This window comes from Enterobacter sp. UPMP2060 (assembly GCF_053709655.1).
Genome location: NZ_JBSKJQ010000005.1, coordinates 109,702 through 128,495, shown reverse-complemented (window position 1 = coordinate 128,495; position 18,794 = coordinate 109,702). Strand labels below are relative to the sequence as shown.

The following is an 18,794-nucleotide window of genomic DNA, read 5'->3' as shown; positions in this document are numbered from 1 at the left end:
GGGCGGCACGCTGCTGATTGCAGCTTGCGTCTTAGAATGGCATTTGCGTCGTCATGTGCGGCACAAAGAACTTAAAAAGAGGTTTGGACTCATGACAGATAAACGCAAAGATGGTTCGGGCAAACTGCTGTACTGCTCTTTTTGCGGCAAAAGCCAGCATGAAGTGCGTAAACTGATTGCCGGGCCGTCCGTGTATATCTGCGACGAATGTGTCGATTTATGTAACGACATCATTCGCGAAGAGATTAAAGAAGTCGCACCGCACCGTGAGCGCAGCGCGCTGCCAACGCCGCATGAAATTCGTCATCACCTTGACGACTACGTCATCGGACAGGAGCAGGCCAAGAAAGTGCTGGCGGTAGCGGTCTATAACCACTACAAACGTCTGCGTAACGGCGACACCAGCAATGGCGTAGAACTGGGTAAAAGTAACATTCTGCTGATCGGCCCAACCGGTTCCGGTAAAACGCTGCTGGCTGAAACCCTGGCGCGTCTGCTTGATGTTCCGTTTACGATGGCGGATGCCACCACCCTGACCGAGGCCGGTTATGTGGGTGAGGACGTCGAAAACATCATTCAGAAACTGCTGCAGAAGTGCGATTACGACGTACAGAAAGCCCAGCGCGGGATTGTTTACATCGATGAGATCGACAAGATCTCCCGTAAATCTGACAATCCGTCCATTACCCGTGACGTATCGGGTGAAGGCGTACAGCAGGCGCTGCTGAAGCTGATTGAAGGTACGGTTGCTGCCGTTCCGCCACAGGGTGGTCGTAAACATCCGCAGCAGGAGTTCCTGCAGGTTGATACCTCCAAGATCCTGTTCATCTGTGGTGGCGCGTTTGCTGGTCTGGACAAAGTCATCTCCCACCGTGTTGAAACCGGCTCCGGCATTGGTTTTGGCGCAACGGTGAAATCGACGTCCGAAAAACCAAACGAAGGCGAACTGCTGTCTCAGGTTGAACCGGAAGATTTGATCAAATTCGGTCTGATCCCTGAATTCATCGGCCGTCTGCCGGTTGTGGCAACGCTGAATGAGCTGAGCGAAGACGCGCTGATCCAGATCCTGAAAGAGCCGAAAAATGCGCTGACCAAGCAGTATCAGGCGCTGTTCAACCTGGAAGGCGTTGATCTGGAATTCCGCGACGAAGCGCTGGATGCTATTGCCAAGAAAGCGATGGTCCGTAAAACCGGTGCCCGTGGTCTGCGTTCAATTGTTGAAGCGGCACTGCTCGACACCATGTACGATCTTCCGTCGATGGAAGACGTTGAGAAAGTGGTGATTGACGAGTCCGTCATTAGCGGTCAAACCAAGCCGCTGCTGATTTACGGCAAACCGGAAGCGCAGCAGGCATCTGGCGAATAATTAACCAAATCATACAAGCAGTTAATCAAAAAGGGGGGATTTTATCTCCCCTTTACTTTTTCCGTATTCATAGCGTTGAATGTGTGGGAAACATCCCCATATACTGGATACATGTTAATGGTTATGTGAAGCACAGTGACATGACCAGCTTACCTGGCGGACACTAACTAAGAGAGAGCTCTATGAATCCTGAGCGTTCTGAACGCATTGAAATCCCCGTATTGCCGTTGCGCGATGTGGTGGTTTATCCGCACATGGTCATACCCTTATTTGTAGGGCGGGAAAAATCTATCCGTTGCCTCGAAGCCGCCATGGATCATGATAAAAAAATCATGCTGGTGGCGCAGAAAGAAGCATCAACGGATGAGCCGGGTGTAAACGATCTTTTCACCGTCGGGACCGTGGCCTCTATTTTGCAGATGCTGAAGTTGCCTGACGGCACCGTAAAGGTGCTGGTAGAAGGCCTGCAGCGTGCGCGTATTACCACTCTGTCAGACGACGGCGAGCACTTCTCTGCAAAGGCAGAGTACCTTGATTCGCCTGAGCTTGATGAGCGTGAACAGGAAGTGCTGGTTCGCACCGCGATTAGCCAGTTTGAAGGCTATATCAAGCTGAACAAGAAAATTCCACCAGAAGTGCTGACGTCGCTGAACAGCATCGACGATCCTGCGCGTCTGGCGGACACCATCGCTGCACATATGCCGCTGAAGCTGGCTGACAAGCAGTCCGTGCTGGAAATGTCCGACGTTAACGAACGTCTGGAATACCTGATGGCGATGATGGAGTCTGAAATCGATCTGCTGCAGGTTGAGAAGCGCATTCGCAACCGCGTCAAAAAGCAGATGGAGAAATCTCAGCGTGAGTACTATCTGAACGAGCAAATGAAGGCCATTCAGAAAGAACTGGGCGAGATGGACGACGCGCCGGACGAAAACGAAGCGCTGAAGCGTAAGATCGACGCGGCGAAGATGCCGAAAGAGGCGAAAGAGAAGGCTGAAGCAGAACTGCAGAAGCTGAAAATGATGTCTCCAATGTCGGCTGAAGCGACCGTTGTACGCGGCTACATTGAGTGGATGGTGCAGGTTCCGTGGAACGCCCGCAGCAAGGTCAAAAAAGACCTGCGTCAGGCGCAGGAAATCCTGGATACCGACCACTACGGTCTGGAACGCGTGAAAGACCGCATTCTTGAGTACCTCGCGGTACAAAGCCGTGTAAACAAAATTAAAGGCCCAATTCTGTGCCTGGTTGGACCGCCGGGGGTGGGTAAAACCTCTCTGGGTCAGTCCATCGCCAAAGCGACCGGACGTAAGTATATCCGTATGGCGCTGGGTGGCGTACGTGATGAAGCGGAAATCCGCGGTCACCGCCGTACCTACATCGGTTCTATGCCGGGTAAACTGATCCAGAAGATGGCGAAAGTGGGGGTTAAAAACCCGCTGTTCCTGCTCGATGAGATCGACAAGATGTCGTCGGACATGCGTGGCGACCCTGCGTCTGCGCTGCTGGAAGTGCTTGATCCAGAACAGAACGTAGCGTTCAGCGATCACTACCTGGAAGTGGACTACGACCTGAGCGATGTGATGTTCGTGGCGACCTCCAACTCCATGAACATTCCGGCCCCGCTGCTGGACCGTATGGAAGTGATCCGTCTCTCCGGTTATACCGAAGATGAGAAGCTGAACATCGCTAAGCAGCACCTGCTGCCGAAACAGATTGAGCGTAACGCGCTGAAAGCCAACGAGCTGACCGTCGAGGACAGCGCGATTATCGGCATCATTCGCTACTACACCCGTGAAGCGGGCGTGCGTAGCCTTGAGCGTGAAATCTCGAAACTGTGTCGTAAAGCGGTGAAACAGCTGCTGCTGGATAAGAGCCTGAAGCACATTGTGATTAACGGCGACAATCTGCATGCCTATCTCGGCGTTCAGCGCTTCGACTACGGTCGAGCGGACAACGAAAACCGCGTTGGCCAGGTGACCGGCCTGGCATGGACGGAAGTGGGCGGCGATCTGCTGACCATCGAAACCGCCTGTGTCCCGGGCAAAGGCAAGCTGACCTACACCGGCTCGCTGGGTGAAGTGATGCAGGAATCCATCCAGGCGGCGCTGACCGTGGTGCGCGCGCGCGCGGAGAAACTGGGTATCAACCCTGATTTCTACGAAAAACGCGACATCCACGTGCACGTTCCGGAAGGGGCGACGCCGAAAGATGGCCCAAGCGCGGGTATTGCGATGTGTACCGCTCTGGTTTCCTGCCTGACAGGTAACCCGGTGCGTGCCGATGTGGCAATGACCGGTGAAATTACGCTGCGTGGTCAGGTTCTGCCGATTGGTGGTTTAAAAGAAAAACTGCTGGCGGCACACCGCGGTGGGATCAAAACCGTATTGATCCCTTACGAAAACAAACGCGATCTGGAAGAGATTCCGGACAATGTGATTGCCGACCTGCAGATCCATCCTGTGAAGCGAATTGAGGAAGTTCTCAGTCTCGCACTGCAGAATGAACCCTCCGGAATGCAGGTTGTAACAGCAAAATAGTGACCTCGCGCAAAGAGCGTCAATAAAAACAAGGCTGGTAAGTCATTTCGCACTTGCCAGCCTTTTTTTGTATAGCTAATTTAGATTGCTGATTAGGTCCGTCATCAACAACGGGTGTTGTAAGGTCATGGCAGGCCTGATATAACTGCTGCGCGGTCGCGTTGTGAAGGATTCAGGCGCGATATAAATTATAAAGAGAGGAAGAGAACAGTGAATAAATCTCAACTGATTGACAAAATTGCTGCGGGTGCTGATATTTCTAAAGCTGCAGCTGGACGTGCGTTAGATGCCTTAATTGCTTCTGTTACTGAATCTCTGCAGGCTGGGGACGACGTTGCACTGGTAGGTTTCGGTACTTTTGCTGTTAAAGAGCGTGCTGCCCGTACTGGCCGCAACCCTCAGACCGGTAAAGAGATCACCATTGCTGCTGCTAAAGTGCCGGGTTTCCGTGCAGGTAAAGCGCTGAAAGACGCAGTAAACTGATTGCTTTCCCGTTTCAGGGAAGCCGGAAAGTACAAGGGCGCATCATTTGATGTGCCTTTTTTGTTTGTCCAGACCTGATTTGTGCGAGTTTATGCGAGTTGTGGGCTGACAATCGCCCCGTTTTCTTGTCACAATACGCCTTCACGCGCGACGGGCAGGATTTTCCGTCAGCGTCAGGTAACCAGTCACCTACAGCGGAGTGTTGTTACACCATGATGGACAGCTTACGCACGGCTGCTAACAGTCTCGTGCTCAAGATTATTTTCGGTATCATTATCGTGTCGTTCATATTGACCGGCGTGAGCAGTTACCTTATTGGCGGTGGCGCAAACTATGCCGCAAAAGTGAATGGCCAGGAAATCAGCCGTGGTCAGTTCGAGAATGCTTTTGCCGGTGAACGTAACCGTATGCAGCAACAGCTGGGCGACCAATTCTCTGAACTGGCGGCGAACGAAGGGTACATGAAGACCCTGCGCCAACAGACACTGAACCGTCTTATCGACGAAGCGCTGCTTGATCAGTATGCCAAAAAACTGGGCCTTGGCATCAGCGATGAGCAGGTGAAAAAAGCCATCTTCTCCACGCAAGCCTTCCAGTCTAACGGTAAATTCGACAACGCGCGTTACAACAGCATCGTCAATCAAATGGGGATGACGGCCGACCAGTACGCTCAGGCGCTGCGTAACCAGCTGACCACCCAGCAGCTCATCAATGCCGTCGTGGGCACCGATTTCATGCTCAAAGGTGAAACGGATGAACTGGCCGCGCTGGTGGCGCAGCAGCGTGTTGTACGCGAAGCGACCATTGATGTGAACGCCCTGGCGGCGAAACAGCAGGTGAGCGACGCTGACGTCAACGCTTACTACGAGCAGAACAAGAATTCCTTTGTTTCTCCAGAGCAGTTCCGCGTGAGCTACATCAAGCTGGATGCGGCCGCGCTGCAGGAAACCGCGTCTGATGCTGAAATCCAGTCTTACTACGATCAGCATCAGGATCAGTTCACTCAGCCGCAGCGTAACCGCTACAGCGTAATTCAGACGAAAACCGAGGCTGATGCTAAAGCGGCGCTGGATGAGCTGAGCAAAGGCGCTGATTTCGCGACCGTTGCGAAAGCGAAATCCACCGACATTATCTCTGCGAAAAACGGCGGTGATATGGGCTGGCTGGAAGATGCGACCACGCCTGACGAGCTGAAAAATGCCGGTCTGAAAGAGAAAGGCCAGCTTTCTGGCGTCATTAAGTCTTCCGTTGGTTTCCTGGTCGTGCGTCTGGACGACATCACCGCGGCGAAAACCAAGCCGCTGGCTGACGTTCGTGATGATATCGCGGCGAAAGTGAAACAGGAAAAAGCGCTGGATGCCTACTACGCGCTGCAGCAGAAGGTAAGCGATGCTGCCAGCAACGACAACGAATCTCTGGCAGGCGCAGAGCAGGCGGCTGGCGTGAAGGCGGTTGAGACAGGCTGGTTTGGTCGTGACAACCTTCCGGAAGAGCTGAATTTCAAACCGGTTTCCGATGCCATCTTCAACGGTGGTCTGGTGGGCGAGAACGGTACGCCGGGCAGTAACTCTGACATCATTACCGTCGACGGCGATCGTGCGTTTGTGTTGCGCGTCAGCGAGCACAAGCCAGAAGCGGTCAAACCGCTGGCGGAAGTGAAGGATCAGGTCGTCGCTCAGGTTAAGCACAACAAAGCGGAACAGCAGGCGAAACTGGATGCTGAGAAGATTCTGTCCGATCTGAAAGCGGGTAAAGAAGACGCGCTGAAAGCAGCTGGCCTGAGCTTCGGTGAAGCGAAAACGCTGAGCCGTACCGGCCAGGACCCAATCAGCCAGGCCGCGTTTGGTCTGACTCTGCCTGCGAAGGACAAGCCAAGCTTTGGTACCACCACCGATACGCAGGGTAACGTCGTTCTGCTGGCGCTGGATGAAGTGAAAGCCGGTACCCTGCCAGAAGCGCAGAAGAAAGCTATGGTTCAGGGGATTACCCAGAACAATGCTCAGATTGCCTTCGAAGCCATGATGAGCAACCTGCGTAAAGAAGCCAAAATCAAGCTGGGTGATGTAATGACTCAGCAGCAGTAATTACGTGTCTGCTCGCAGATTTTCGTAACGCTCTGCAAAAACTAAAGGCCGCTTTCGCGGCCTTTTCCATTTCTGCAATCTGCTGTTTGTGCCGGTTTTAACTGGCGGCTATCGTGACGTGGCTGTCAACAAACAAGGAGATAACAGCATGAAATGTGGAATCAAAGCACTGTTAATTACGCTGGCTATTGCCACCACCGGGATGAGCGCGGGCGCGCTGGCGGCGACGCCTGCTGCCAAAGCACAGGCTACGCAGAGCAAGGCCGATGCGGCAGCGCCGGTACAAGGGCAAACCAAAGCGACAGATGCCGGTAAAAATGCGGATGATGACGGTACGCGGGTCAGTATCAATTCGGCCTCAGCGGAAGATCTCGCCCGTGCGTTGAACGGCGTGGGCCTGAAAAAAGCGCAGGCCATCGTCAGCTACCGCGAAGAGTATGGTCCTTTCAAAACGGTCGATGATCTCAAGCAGGTGCCGGGCATGGGCAGCGCGCTGGTTGAGCGCAACCTCTCACACCTGAAGCTGTAATTACGCAATTTCTTGCACTGCGGCAAAATTTTGCCAGGATAAAGAGGTCATACCAGTTATGACCTCTCTTCCTACAATAACAGTAAAGGCTATTGCGCTATGCAGACAAAAATCAAAGTACGCGGTTTTCATCTCGACGTTTATCAGCATGTGAACAATGCTCGCTATCTTGAGTTTCTTGAAGAAGCGCGCTGGGACGGGCTGGAAAACAGCGAAAGCTTTCAGTGGCTGACCGCGCACAACATCGCGTTTGTGGTTGTCAATATCAACATCAACTACCGCCGTCCGGCCGTGCTGGGTGACGTGCTCACGGTAACCAGCCAGGTGCAACAGATCAATGGCAAAAGTGGCGTATTAAGCCAGGTGGTGACGCTCGATCCAGAAGGGCAGGTGGTCGCAGATGCGTTGATCACGTTTGTCTGTATCGATCTGAAAACGCAGAAAGCGCTGCCGCTGGAAGGGGAATTGCGGGAAAAGCTGGAGTTGATGATCGCTTAGAAAGGTTGTCTTTTATAAAAGACAAAAGGATTTTTCAGGGATAGAATAATGGACAGGGACTATGTCGTTGAACGCTACCGGACCCGTGACGGGAAAGTACCGTTTGAGGAGTGGGTAGCCAGAATGAATCGAAGGGATCCGGATATGGTTTTCCGGATCCTTATGCGGATTAACCGCGCGATAAAACGTAATTTTGGCGATTACAGGTATCTCAGGGAAGGTGTTTGGGAGATGCGAGTCGACAGTGGCCCCGGCTACAGAATCTATTTTTCAGTAGAGAATCGGCAGGTTTTATTGTTACTGATCGGTGGTGACAAAAAGAGCCAAAAAGCGGATATCAAACTTGCAATAGATTACTGGAAAGATCATCAAACAAAAGGACATTCCTATGAGCGCCACTGAACGAAAATATTCGAGCTCCGTTAGCCACCATGATGCTGTTGTGAAAATGCTGCGAGAGAATCCTTCCTACGCTCAGCGTTATCTGCAAACAGCCTTGGAAGAGATCTATGAAGAGCAGGGAATCCCTGCCTATCTCATTGCACTCCGTCAGGTCATTGAAGCGCGAGGCGGTATTGGAGAAATTTCTGCCAAAGCAGGTCTGTCCCGTCAGCAGCTATACCGAACCTTATCAGACAACGGCAACCCAACGCTGACAACGCTGATGAAAGTCACCCGTGCTGCCGGTGTGAAATTATTCGACAGCACGGTCAAATAACCCTATTTAAGACCGGTCTTTTTCTGCATCGCGGCCATCACGCCGGATTTATCGGCAAGATAGTGGTTCAGCCCGTTAGCGCGCAGATTACAGGCCGCACACTGGCCGCAACCGTCGCCTTTGATGCCGTTATAGCAGGTGAGCGTTTCGTTGCGAACAAGGTCCAGCTTGCCCCAGTAGTCCGCCAGCGCCCAGGTTTCGGCTTTATCCAGCCACATGAGCGGAGTTTCAAAGCGCGTCTCTTTCGCCATCCCCAGATTGACGGCGTGGTTTAATGCTTTTACGAACTCATCACGACAGTCCGGGTAGCCGGAGAAGTCGGTCTCGCACACGCCCGTGATCACCGCTTCGGCTTTTACCTGGTAGGCGTAGATCGCCGTCAGAGTCAGGAACAGGATATTACGGCCCGGCACGAAGGTATTTGGAATGCCGCTGGCATCGGGTTCATAGTCTGGCACAGGAATACTGTCGCGGGTGAGGCTGCTCACGGCCAGTTCATTTAACAGCGTAACGTCCAGCACCTTGTGCGCGCGTGCGCCCAGTTTCAGGGCAAGTTCACGGGCAACGTCGATTTCAGCGCGATGACGCTGACCATAATCGAAAGTGACACAGTGAACTTCATCGTACTGATGAAGGGCCTGGACCAGGCAGGTAGTAGAGTCTTGTCCTCCGCTGAACACGACGACGGCACGTTTCATAAATCATCTCGACTGTTACGGTAAAAACGTTATGTTACCGTCTGACCACGACGGCGACCAGCTACTTCACTATTTGGGAGCGGGCAGCCAGGCTTCGGTAAAGTCAAACCAGCCGCGGGTATTGAGGCGTATACCATTCACGCCTGGCGGAGCACTGATTTGGTATTGATAATTAAAGAGTGGCGTCAGCACCGCACTCTCCATTAACCGGTTAAAGATGGCTTGCAGTCCCGCGTGTCTATCCCGAGCCTCGGCCTGAGTCTGTACCGCATCCAGCGTGGCTTGCAGATGGGCGTAAGCCGGTGCGCTAAGAACGTGCGGCCAGAGGGCATCGCAGCGCAGCCACTGTTCAAGCGTATATTCCGGCGCTTCGCCAATCAGCCTGTCCCCCATCATGATGTCTGCATCGGCAAGCTCCAGGCATCCGTCCCACGTCTTGGCGTCGTGAAAGATGACGGTCAGTTCACACCCCTGTAGCGCCAGGTATGCCTTCAACTGGCTGGCCATGGTGTGAAGCTCAACAGGGAGATGGTAAATCAGCGTCAACGCTTCAGGGAGGGTGACGTCCGATAAATCAGGCCATTCGGGGATTGTCCAGTCGGGAAGCAGATCCTGAGTGGGCGTGATGAGCCCTTCGTTTAGCGGAAGTGTGTGAAGAAGCCTTGAGAGATGAATGATATTGATAAGCCGCTTTGCCTGAATCTCACTCAGGCGCGCGCTCTGTTTTAGCGTGAGGTAACAGAACCCCAGGCTGGTGCTGCTGCTTACCAGCCGCAGACTTTCCAGCTCGTCAGCCTCGCCAATTGCGATTTGCACCGGGTGACGACAGCTGGTGCCCAGGCTGTAATCAAAAAGCTGGGGAGTGATCCAGTATTCGATGGCTTTGAGCAGCGGATGGCTCAGGTGATACTGCTCATGGCTTTCCAGACGAACCAGGTCGGGCTCAAAGGCGGCCAGCCGAAACGGGCCACTGCCAACCACAGGATGGTCGGGATGCGCCAGACGGCTACAGTAGGTTGCCAGCCTGTGCGGCAGCCAGTAGTCCGGTTGATGCAGCGTAAACGTCAGACACTGTGGATGCGTTGTTTCAATACATAAGACGCTCTGAAACAGAGTGCGCAGGGCGGGAAGCGTCAACAGCGCTGTCAGACTTCGCTGGAGTTGCGCCGTTTCTATTTTATCGCCGTTATGCCAGTGCAGGGTGGAGCGAATGTAGAAATGCCAGCGCAGGCCGTCAGCAGAGACATCCCAGTGATGCGCCAGATCGCCCGTAGGTTCACTGATGTTACCGTTAAAACGCGTCAGGCCTGAGAAGACCTCTCCCGCCAGATGCTGCTCTGCCCGGCCCGGTAAAAAACCCGGCTGAAGCGGCTCCAGCGAGCGATAGTAGGGGATGCGCAGCGTCGGCGTGTCGTTTTGCCACTGCCCGCCCAAAAAAGGATGCAGCAATGACCGCAGCGCTTCAGGGGCAAGCTGCGCCAGTTCCAGCGCGTTATGCTGCTGCCCGCTTTTCAGCGCTTCTTCCATCATCGCATTGCGCAGTGACTCCGGGGCGACATGGAACGTTAGCTCACCGCGCTTACCGCGGCCAGACTGCGCTCGCCAGCTGAGCCAGCCCGCCTCCTGGGCCTGGCGCAGTAGGGTTCGGACATGCCGCTCGCTACAAAAACAGCGGGCGGCCAGCTCGCTGATGGTGACCTGTTGCGTTGCACCCTGAGAAGGCTGCCAGAGGCGGTGATACTGGTTGAGTCGATTGAGCTGGCGCATAAGAAACCCGGAACAATAATTTTCATCTATTCACTATTACTTCCGTATATCTCACACGATACTGTTGCACAAGTTAACCGCATCACATTTCGGGAGTAATCATGGCTCGGCTCGCTGCATTTGATATGGACGGTACGCTGTTAATGCCGGATCACCGTTTAGGGGAAAAAACCCTGAACACGCTGAAGCGCCTGCGCGAGCGTGATGTCACCCTGACGTTTGCCACTGGCCGCCATGTGCTGGAGATGCGCCATTTGCTGGGCGCGTTTTCCCTCGACGCCTTTCTAATTACCGGCAACGGGACGCGAATTCACTCCGTAGAAGGTGATGTGCTGCACCGGCAGGATCTCAACCCGGAAGTGGCGGACATCGTGCTGCACAGCACCTGGGACACGCAGGCCAGTATCCACGTCTTTAACGATCGGGGCTGGTTTACCGGACGTGAAATTCCTGAACTGCTGCACGCGCATGTATACAGCGGTTTCAAATATCAGCTTATCGATCTGCGTCGGATCCCCGCCCATGCGGTAACCAAAATCTGCTTCTGCGGCGATCATGACGATCTGTGCCGTTTAAGGATTCAGCTGAATGAGGCGCTGGGCGACCGGGCGCACCTGACCTTCTCGGCGGTGGATTGTCTGGAAGTGCTGCCGGTGGGCTGTAACAAAGGCTCCGCTCTGGCGGTACTCAGCGACCACCTGGGCTTAACGCTGCAGGAGTGTATGGCGTTTGGTGACGCCATGAACGACCGCGAAATGCTGGGTAGCGTAGGTCGCGGTCTGATCATGGGGAATGCGATGGCGCAGCTGAAAGCAGAACTTCCCCATCTGCCGGTTATTGGCCACTGCCGCAATGAAGCAGTGTCCCATTTTTTGACGCATTGGCTGGACAACAACAATCTCCCGTATTCCCCCGAATAGTGAGACCCTTCCAGCAAGCCAGACTTCGGTCTGGCTTTTTTTATTTCACCAGTTCTGCAATCTGCGCTTTCCACGGAGCGATATCGCCGATGTTGGCCTGCACCCACTCCGCGTTGTAGTAAGTTTCAAGGTAGCGTTCGCCGCTGTCGCACAGCAGCGTGACGATGGAACCGGTACGGCCCTCTTCGCGCATACGGGCGGCAAGCTGCAGTGCGCCCCACATATTTGTGCCCGTCGATGCGCCCACTTTGCGCCCCAGCTGCGTTTCCAGCCAGTGCGCCGTTGCCACGCTTGCGGCATCCGGCACGCGCATCATCTCATCCACGACGTCGGGGATGAAAGAGGGCTCCACGCGCGGGCGGCCAATCCCTTCAATTTTACTGCCCACCGGGCTGCGCAGCTCCGCATTGCGGTTTTGCCAGTAGTCGAGGAACACGGAGTTCTGCGGGTCAACCACCATCAGTTGGGTATCGTATCCCTGACAGCGGATGTAGCGTCCAATCGTGGCTGACGTGCCGCCGGTACCGGCGCTCATGACGATACAGGACGGAACCGGATGCGGTTCGTGGGTCATCTGGCGGAAAATACTGTCGGCAATGTTGTTATTGCCGCGCCAGTCGGTCGCGCGCTCGGCGAAGGTGAACTGGTCCATATAGTGACCGTTCAGCTCACGGGCCAGCATTTCGGAGGCGGCGTAGATTTCGCAGGCGCTTTCCACAAAGTGGCAGCGTCCGCCGTAAAATTCGATCTGTTCGATTTTGCGTTTTGCGGTGCAGGACGGCATTACCGCGATAAACGGCAGGCCCAGCAGGCGGGCGAAATAGGCTTCGGACACCGCCGTTGAACCGGACGAAGATTCAATAATAGTGGTGCCTTCTTTAATCCAGCCGTTACATAAACCGTATAAAAACAGCGAGCGCGCCAGGCGATGCTTCAGGCTACCGGTGGGATGGGTGCTTTCATCTTTCAGATAGAGCTGAATGCCGTCAAATCCCGGCAGGGAAAGGCGAATCAGGTTCGTATCCGCCGAGCGCTGATAGTCGGCATTGATTTCGCTGATCGCATGTTTAACCCAGGTGCTATTCATCATCGTTATCCGTTTGTCATTTTGTGCCTAGGATAGCGAAAAGCACAGAAAAAATTGTTGCTATCTGGCCTTTAAAATAGAATGAAGAGAGAAAAATTTTCTCTGTGAGGTGGGTATGCTAGATAAAATTGACCGCAAGCTCCTTTCATTGCTGCAAAATGACTGTACCCTCTCTTTGCAGGCGCTGGCAGATGCCGTTAATCTGACCACCACCCCGTGCTGGAAGCGGCTTAAGAAGCTGGAAGATGACGGCATTCTTCTGGGGCGCGTCGCGTTGTTAGATCCCGAAAAACTGGGGCTTGGGCTGACGGCATTTGTGCTGATAAAAACCCAGCATCACAGCAGCGAGTGGTATTGCCGCTTCGTCACTCAGGTGTCTGAGATGCCCGAGGTGCTCGGTTTCTGGCGTATGGCCGGAGAGTATGATTACCTGATGCGCGTCCAGGTGGCCGACATGAAGCGCTATGATGATTTCTACAAGCGGCTGGTGAACAGCGTTCCGGGTTTGTCGGACGTCACCTCAAGCTTTGCCATGGAACAGATTAAATACACCACAGCATTACCCATTGAATAACTTCGTAAAATACCTTCAGGAACAAACCGCGTGCGATTATTTGCCCAACTAAGCTGGTACTTTCGTCGGGAGTGGCAACGCTACCTCGGTGCAGTCGCCCTGCTTATTATTATTGCCATCCTGCAGCTGATCCCGCCGAAAGTGGTGGGGTACGTCGTGGATGGCGTCACCGAGCAGCATTACACCACCGCACGGGTGTTGATGTGGGTCGGCACGCTGGTGCTGACGGCGGTCATTGTTTATCTGCTGCGCTACGTCTGGCGCGTGCTGCTGTTTGGAGCGTCCTATCAGCTGGCCGTTGAGCTACGTGAAGATTTTTACCGCCAGCTGAGCCGACAGCATCCCGAATTTTATCTTCGTCATCGCACCGGGGATCTCATCGCCCGCGCGACGAACGACGTCGATCGCGTGGTCTTTGCCGCCGGGGAAGGAGTGCTGACGCTGGTGGACTCGCTGGTGATGGGCTGTGCGGTGCTGATCGTGATGTCCACGCAGATCAGCTGGCAGCTGACCCTGCTCGCCCTGCTGCCGATGCCGATCATGGCGCTGGCGATCAATCGCTATGGCGAACAGCTGCACGAGCGCTTCAAGCTGGCGCAGGCGGCGTTTTCGTCGCTGAACGATCGCACCCAGGAGAGCATGACCAGCATCCGCATGATCAAAGCGTTTGGCCTGGAAGACCGTCAGTCTGCGCTGTTTGCCGCCGATGCGGCAGACACGGGGGCGAAAAACATGCGCGTCGCGCGTATCGACGCCCGTTTTGACCCGACGATTTATATCGCAATCGGCATGGCAAATATGCTGGCGATTGGCGGCGGAAGCTGGATGGTGGTGCAGGGCACGCTTACCCTGGGGCAATTGACCAGCTTTGCGATGTATCTGGGGCTCATGATCTGGCCGATGCTGGCGCTGGCCTGGATGTTTAACATCGTGGAGCGCGGCAGCGCTGCCTACAGCCGCATTCGCGCCATGCTGGCCGAAGCGCCGGTGGTCATCGACGGTAGCGAGGCCGTACCGGAAGGGCGCGGCGTCATGACCGTCGACGTCCGCAAGTTTGTCTATCCGCATACGGAGCATCCGGTGCTGGAGAACGTTAGCTTTACGCTTCAGCCAGGCCAGATGCTGGGGATCTGCGGCCCGACGGGATCCGGCAAAAGTACTGTGCTCTCTCTGCTTCAGCGCCACTTTGACGTCACCGAGGGCGATATCCGCTTTCACGATATCCCCCTGACCAGACTGCTGCTGGACGAGTGGCGCGGTCGACTGGCGGTCGTCAGCCAGACGCCGTTTTTATTTTCGGACACCGTGGCAAACAACATTGCCCTGGGACGCCCCGGGGCGACGCAGGAAGAGATTGAACATGTGGCGCGTCTGGCCAGCGTTCATGATGATATTTTGCGTCTGCCGCAGGGGTACGAAACGGAAGTCGGGGAACGCGGCGTCATGCTGTCCGGCGGGCAAAAGCAGCGTATCTCGATTGCCCGCGCGCTGCTGCTGAATGCTGAAATTCTGATCCTGGATGATGCGCTTTCCGCCGTGGACGGCCGTACCGAGCATCAAATTCTGCATAACCTGCGCCAGTGGGGCGACGGACGCACGGTGATTATCAGCGCCCACCGCTTGTCGGCGCTCACCGAAGCCAGCGAAATTGTGGTCTTACAGCACGGGCACATTGCCCAGCGCGGGCAGCATGAAACGCTTGCCGAGCAGCCGGGCTGGTATCGCGATATGTACCGCTATCAACAGCTTGAGGCGGCGCTGGACGATGCGCCGGAGCAGGATGAGGAGGCCGCCAATGCGTAAGATCGGAACGATGTGGCCGACGCTCAAACGTCTGCTGGCCTACGGCTCGCCGTGGCGTAAACCGCTCTCCGTGGCCGTGCTTCTACTCTGGATTGCGGCGATTGCTGAAGTGAGCGGTCCGCTGCTCATCAGCTATTTTATCGACAACATGGTCGCCAAAAGCTACCTTCCGCTGGGGCTGGTGGCGGGTTTAGGCGTGGCCTACGTTGGCCTGCAGCTGGCGGCGGCAGGGCTGCACTATGCGCAGTCGCTGCTGTTTAACCGCGCAGCCGTGGGCGTCGTTCAGCAGCTGCGTACGGATGTGATGGACGCGGCGCTTCGCCAGCCGCTCAGCGAGTTTGACATCCAGCCGGTCGGGCAGGTGATTTCGCGCGTGACCAACGATACCGAGGTAATCCGCGATCTGTACGTTACCGTGGTCGCGACGGTGTTACGCAGCGCGGCGCTGATTGGCGCGATGCTGGTGGCGATGTTCAGCCTCGACTGGCGCATGGCGCTGGTGGCGATCACCATCTTCCCGGCGGTGCTGATTGTCATGATCATTTACCAGCGCTACAGCACGCCGATCGTGCGTCGGGTGCGCGCGTATCTGGCCGACATTAACGATGGCTTCAACGAAGTGATCAACGGCATGAGCGTCATCCAGCAGTTCCGCCAGCAGGCGCGCTTTGGCGAACGCATGGGGGAAGCCAGCCGTTCGCACTACATGGCGCGTATGCAGACGCTGCGGCTTGATGGTTTCCTGCTGCGTCCGCTGCTGAGCCTTTTCTCGGCGCTGGTGCTTTGCGGGCTGCTGATGCTCTTCGGGCTGAGCTCAAACGGTACGATTGAAGTGGGCGTGCTGTACGCCTTTATCAGCTATCTCGGGCGTCTTAACGAGCCGTTGATCGAGCTTACCACCCAGCAATCGATGCTGCAGCAGGCGGTGGTCGCCGGTGAGCGCGTGTTTGAGCTGATGGACAGGCCGCGCCAGGCCTACGGCAATGACGAGCGACCTCTGCAAAGCGGGACTATCGCCTTTGATAACGTCTCGTTTGCCTATCGCGAAGACCGGCTGGTGCTGCAGGACATCACGCTTGACGTTCCGTCGCGCGGTTTCGTGGCGCTGGTAGGGCATACCGGCAGCGGTAAGAGCACGCTTGCCAGCCTGTTGATGGGCTATTACCCGGTCACGCACGGCGAAATCCGCCTCGATGGGCGCCCGCTCGCGTCTCTCAGCCACACCGTGTTGCGTAAAGGCGTCGCGATGGTGCAGCAGGATCCGGTCGTGCTGGCCGATACCTTCTACGCCAACGTGACCCTGGGGCGAGACTACTCCCAGGAGCAGGTCTGGGACGTGCTGGAAAAAGTGCAGCTGGCAGAGCTGGCGCGCGGGTTTAGCGATGGGATCAATACCAAACTGGGCGAGCAGGGGAACAATCTCTCCGTCGGGCAAAAGCAGCTCCTGGCGATGGCGCGGGTGCTGATTGAAACGCCGCAGATACTGATTCTGGATGAAGCCACGGCCAGTATTGACTCCGGCACCGAACAGGCCATTCAGCAGGCGCTGGCCGCCGTACGCGACCATACGGCGCTGGTGGTGATTGCCCACCGTCTTTCCACCATCGTCGATGCCGATACCATTCTGGTGTTACATCGCGGACAGGCCGTTGAACGCGGTACGCACCGTGAACTGCTGGAAGCCAAAGGGCGCTACTGGCAGATGTACCAGCTGCAGCTGGCGGGCGAAGAGCTGGCGGCCAGCGTGCGTGATGAAGAGTCGCTTAGCGCCTGATGCACCAAAATGAGGCGACGCGCTAACAGTCATTCCTGTTGGTGCAAAACTGAAACGCACCGTGCACCGGCATGGTGCGTTTTTTTTCACCTGTTCGTTTATTACGGCCGCGTAATGCTCTGTGCGCCGCCGTTCCCCCTCGTTTTCATTTCTGGCACACCCCTTGCAATACCTTCTGCGTAAGCTGCGGCCATTACCGAATTCTGACTGGAGGGGATCTATGAAGCTGGTTACGGTTGTAATCAAACCATTCAAACTCGAAGACGTGCGTGAAGCGTTGTCTTCAATGGGTATTCAGGGACTGACTGTCACCGAAGTGAAAGGCTTTGGTCGTCAGAAGGGTCATGCCGAGCTTTATCGCGGGGCGGAATACAGCGTTAACTTTCTGCCAAAAGTAAAAATTGATGTCGCGATTGCTGACGATCAGCTTGATGAAGTCATTGATGTCATTAGCAAAGCGGCCTATACCGGCAAAATTGGCGACGGCAAAATTTTCGTTGCCGAACTGCAGCGCGTCATTCGCATCCGTACCGGCGAATCTGACGAAGCGGCATTGTAAATAACGCCTGGCACACAGTGATAGGGATCGAGAAAATGAAGATAGCAACACTTAAAACGGGTCTGGGTTCGCTGGCGCTGCTGCCGGGCCTGGCGCTGGCTGCTACCCCTGCGGTGGTCGACAAAGCCGATAACGCCTTTATGATGATCAGCACCGCGCTGGTGCTGTTCATGTCAATTCCGGGCATTGCGCTGTTCTACGGCGGCCTGATCCGTGGCAAAAACGTTCTCTCCATGCTGACGCAGGTTGCCGTGACGTTCGCACTGGTCTGCGTCCTATGGGTGGTTTACGGTTACTCGCTGGCCTTCGGTACGGGCAACGCGTTCTTTGGTAACTTCGACTGGGTGATGCTGAAAAATATTGAGCTGACCGCGCTGATGGGCAGTTTCTATCAGTACATCCACGTTGCGTTCCAGGGCTCCTTCGCCTGTATTACCGTCGGGCTGATTGTGGGCGCGCTCGCCGAGCGTATTCGTTTCTCTGCCGTGCTGATCTTCGTGGTGGTCTGGATGACGCTCTCCTATGTGCCGATTGCGCACATGGTCTGGGGTGGCGGTCTGCTGGCAACGCACGGCGCGCTGGACTTCGCGGGCGGTACCGTTGTACACATCAACGCCGCGGTAGCGGGTCTGGTGGGTGCCTACCTGATTGGCAAACGCGTGGGCTTCGGTAAAGAAGCGTTTAAACCGCACAACCTGCCGATGGTGTTTACCGGTACGGCTATCCTCTACTTTGGCTGGTTTGGCTTCAACGCCGGCTCGGCAAGTGCAGCAAACGAAATCGCCGCGCTGGCCTTCGTGAACACCGTTGTGGCCACGGCGGGTGCAATCCTCTCCTGGGTGTTTGGCGAGTGGGCGGTACGCGGTAAACCTTCTTTGCTGGGTGCCTGTTCGGGTGCCATTGCCGGTCTGGTTGGCATTACGCCAGCGTGTGGTTATGTCGGCGTGGGTGGCGCGCTGCTGGTCGGTCTGGTGTCCGGTCTGGCGGGTCTGTGGGGCGTGACCGCACTGAAACGTGTGCTGCGCGTTGACGACCCATGCGATGTGTTTGGTGTTCACGGCGTGTGCGGCATCGTAGGTTGTATCATGACCGGTATCTTTGCCGCGAAGTCGCTCGGTGGCGTGGGCTACGCAGAAGGCGTGACCATGGTTCATCAGGTGCTGGTGCAGCTGGAAAGTATTGCAATCACCGTTGTCTGGTCTGCCGTTGTGGCCTTCATTGGCTATAAGCTGGCGGATATGACGGTGGGTCTGCGCGTACCGGAAGAGCAGGAGCGCGAAGGCCTGGACGTCAACAGCCACGGCGAGAATGCGTATAACGCATAATAAACAGCAAAACGGCAACCTTTGGTTGCCGTTTTTAATGTGTATTCCCTCTCCCCGTGGGAGAGGGTCAGG

At 55.5% G+C, this 18,794-nt stretch carries 17 protein-coding genes; 14 read left to right on the top strand and 3 right to left on the bottom strand.

Features of this window, described 5'->3' with window-relative positions:
- Positions 1-91: 91 nt before the first annotated feature.
- From clpX to ACWKXN_RS12900, 8 genes are all read left to right on the top strand, one after another.
- On the top strand, positions 92-1,366 hold the full coding sequence (gene clpX / locus ACWKXN_RS12935; RefSeq protein WP_023310570.1) for an ATP-dependent protease ATP-binding subunit ClpX: 1,275 nt from the start codon (positions 92-94) through the stop codon (positions 1,364-1,366).
- Positions 1,367-1,548: 182 nt separating this feature from the next.
- On the top strand, positions 1,549-3,903 hold the full coding sequence (gene lon / locus ACWKXN_RS12930) for an endopeptidase La (protein WP_023334706.1): 2,355 nt from the start codon (positions 1,549-1,551) through the stop codon (positions 3,901-3,903).
- Positions 3,904-4,113: 210 nt separating this feature from the next.
- Positions 4,114-4,386, top strand: coding sequence for a nucleoid-associated protein HU-beta (hupB, locus tag ACWKXN_RS12925; protein ID WP_002444653.1), 273 nt, complete (start codon positions 4,114-4,116; stop codon positions 4,384-4,386).
- A 212-nt stretch (positions 4,387-4,598) separates the two neighbouring features.
- On the top strand, positions 4,599-6,470 hold the full coding sequence (gene ppiD / locus ACWKXN_RS12920; protein ID WP_196354759.1) for a peptidylprolyl isomerase: 1,872 nt from the start codon (positions 4,599-4,601) through the stop codon (positions 6,468-6,470).
- A gap of 148 nt (positions 6,471-6,618) precedes the next feature.
- Positions 6,619-6,999 (top strand): helix-hairpin-helix domain-containing protein, encoded by a 381-nt coding sequence (locus tag ACWKXN_RS12915; RefSeq protein WP_048978938.1) that lies wholly within the window; start codon positions 6,619-6,621, stop codon positions 6,997-6,999.
- 99 nt (positions 7,000-7,098) lie between these two features.
- The gene (locus ACWKXN_RS12910; RefSeq protein WP_024906822.1) at positions 7,099-7,497 is read left to right on the top strand and encodes a YbgC/FadM family acyl-CoA thioesterase; all 399 of its coding nucleotides are present in this window, start codon (positions 7,099-7,101) and stop codon (positions 7,495-7,497) included.
- 48 nt (positions 7,498-7,545) lie between these two features.
- A complete protein-coding gene (locus ACWKXN_RS12905) occupies positions 7,546-7,899 on the top strand; it encodes a type II toxin-antitoxin system RelE/ParE family toxin (protein ID WP_047061239.1) in 354 nt (117 codons plus the stop codon).
- Positions 7,886-8,215 (top strand): addiction module antidote protein, encoded by a 330-nt coding sequence (locus tag ACWKXN_RS12900; RefSeq protein WP_048978937.1) that lies wholly within the window; start codon positions 7,886-7,888, stop codon positions 8,213-8,215. The genes ACWKXN_RS12905 and ACWKXN_RS12900 overlap by 14 nt, the downstream gene beginning before the upstream one ends.
- A gap of 2 nt (positions 8,216-8,217) precedes the next feature.
- Here the strand turns inward: ACWKXN_RS12900 and queC are convergent, their stop codons facing one another.
- Together queC and ACWKXN_RS12890 are read right to left on the bottom strand one after the other, a co-directional pair.
- Entirely contained in the window at positions 8,218-8,913 is a 696-nt protein-coding gene (gene queC / locus ACWKXN_RS12895) for a 7-cyano-7-deazaguanine synthase QueC (protein ID WP_045143097.1), read from the bottom strand.
- Between the two features lie 69 nt (positions 8,914-8,982).
- On the bottom strand, positions 8,983-10,680 hold the full coding sequence (locus ACWKXN_RS12890; protein WP_320717672.1) for an SgrR family transcriptional regulator: 1,698 nt from the start codon (positions 10,678-10,680) through the stop codon (positions 8,983-8,985).
- A gap of 101 nt (positions 10,681-10,781) precedes the next feature.
- On the opposite strand from ACWKXN_RS12890, the gene cof reads away from it, so the two are divergent.
- Positions 10,782-11,600, top strand: coding sequence for an HMP-PP phosphatase (gene cof, locus ACWKXN_RS12885; RefSeq protein ID WP_039263943.1), 819 nt, complete (start codon positions 10,782-10,784; stop codon positions 11,598-11,600).
- A gap of 40 nt (positions 11,601-11,640) precedes the next feature.
- Here cof and ACWKXN_RS12880 read toward each other — a convergent pair whose 3' ends face one another.
- The gene (locus ACWKXN_RS12880; RefSeq protein WP_454543881.1) at positions 11,641-12,690 is read right to left on the bottom strand and encodes a PLP-dependent cysteine synthase family protein; all 1,050 of its coding nucleotides are present in this window, start codon (positions 12,688-12,690) and stop codon (positions 11,641-11,643) included.
- Positions 12,691-12,802: 112 nt separating this feature from the next.
- Here ACWKXN_RS12880 and ACWKXN_RS12875 point away from each other — a divergent pair, with 112 nt between their 5' ends.
- From ACWKXN_RS12875 to amtB, 5 genes are all read left to right on the top strand, one after another.
- A complete protein-coding gene (locus ACWKXN_RS12875) occupies positions 12,803-13,261 on the top strand; it encodes an Lrp/AsnC family transcriptional regulator (RefSeq protein WP_023310581.1) in 459 nt (152 codons plus the stop codon).
- Positions 13,262-13,291: 30 nt separating this feature from the next.
- The gene (locus ACWKXN_RS12870) at positions 13,292-15,064 is read left to right on the top strand and encodes a SmdA family multidrug ABC transporter permease/ATP-binding protein (RefSeq protein ID WP_033144778.1); all 1,773 of its coding nucleotides are present in this window, start codon (positions 13,292-13,294) and stop codon (positions 15,062-15,064) included.
- Complete coding sequence (locus ACWKXN_RS12865; RefSeq protein WP_454543880.1) at positions 15,057-16,838, top strand: SmdB family multidrug efflux ABC transporter permease/ATP-binding protein; 1,782 nt, start codon at positions 15,057-15,059, stop codon at positions 16,836-16,838. Before ACWKXN_RS12870 ends, ACWKXN_RS12865 begins: the two co-directional genes overlap by 8 nt.
- A 220-nt stretch (positions 16,839-17,058) precedes the next feature.
- A complete protein-coding gene (gene glnK / locus ACWKXN_RS12860) occupies positions 17,059-17,397 on the top strand; it encodes a P-II family nitrogen regulator (RefSeq protein ID WP_008503304.1) in 339 nt (112 codons plus the stop codon).
- A 35-nt stretch (positions 17,398-17,432) separates the two neighbouring features.
- Complete coding sequence (gene amtB / locus ACWKXN_RS12855; RefSeq protein ID WP_023310584.1) at positions 17,433-18,722, top strand: ammonium transporter AmtB; 1,290 nt, start codon at positions 17,433-17,435, stop codon at positions 18,720-18,722.
- The last annotated feature ends 72 nt before the right edge of the window (positions 18,723-18,794 follow it).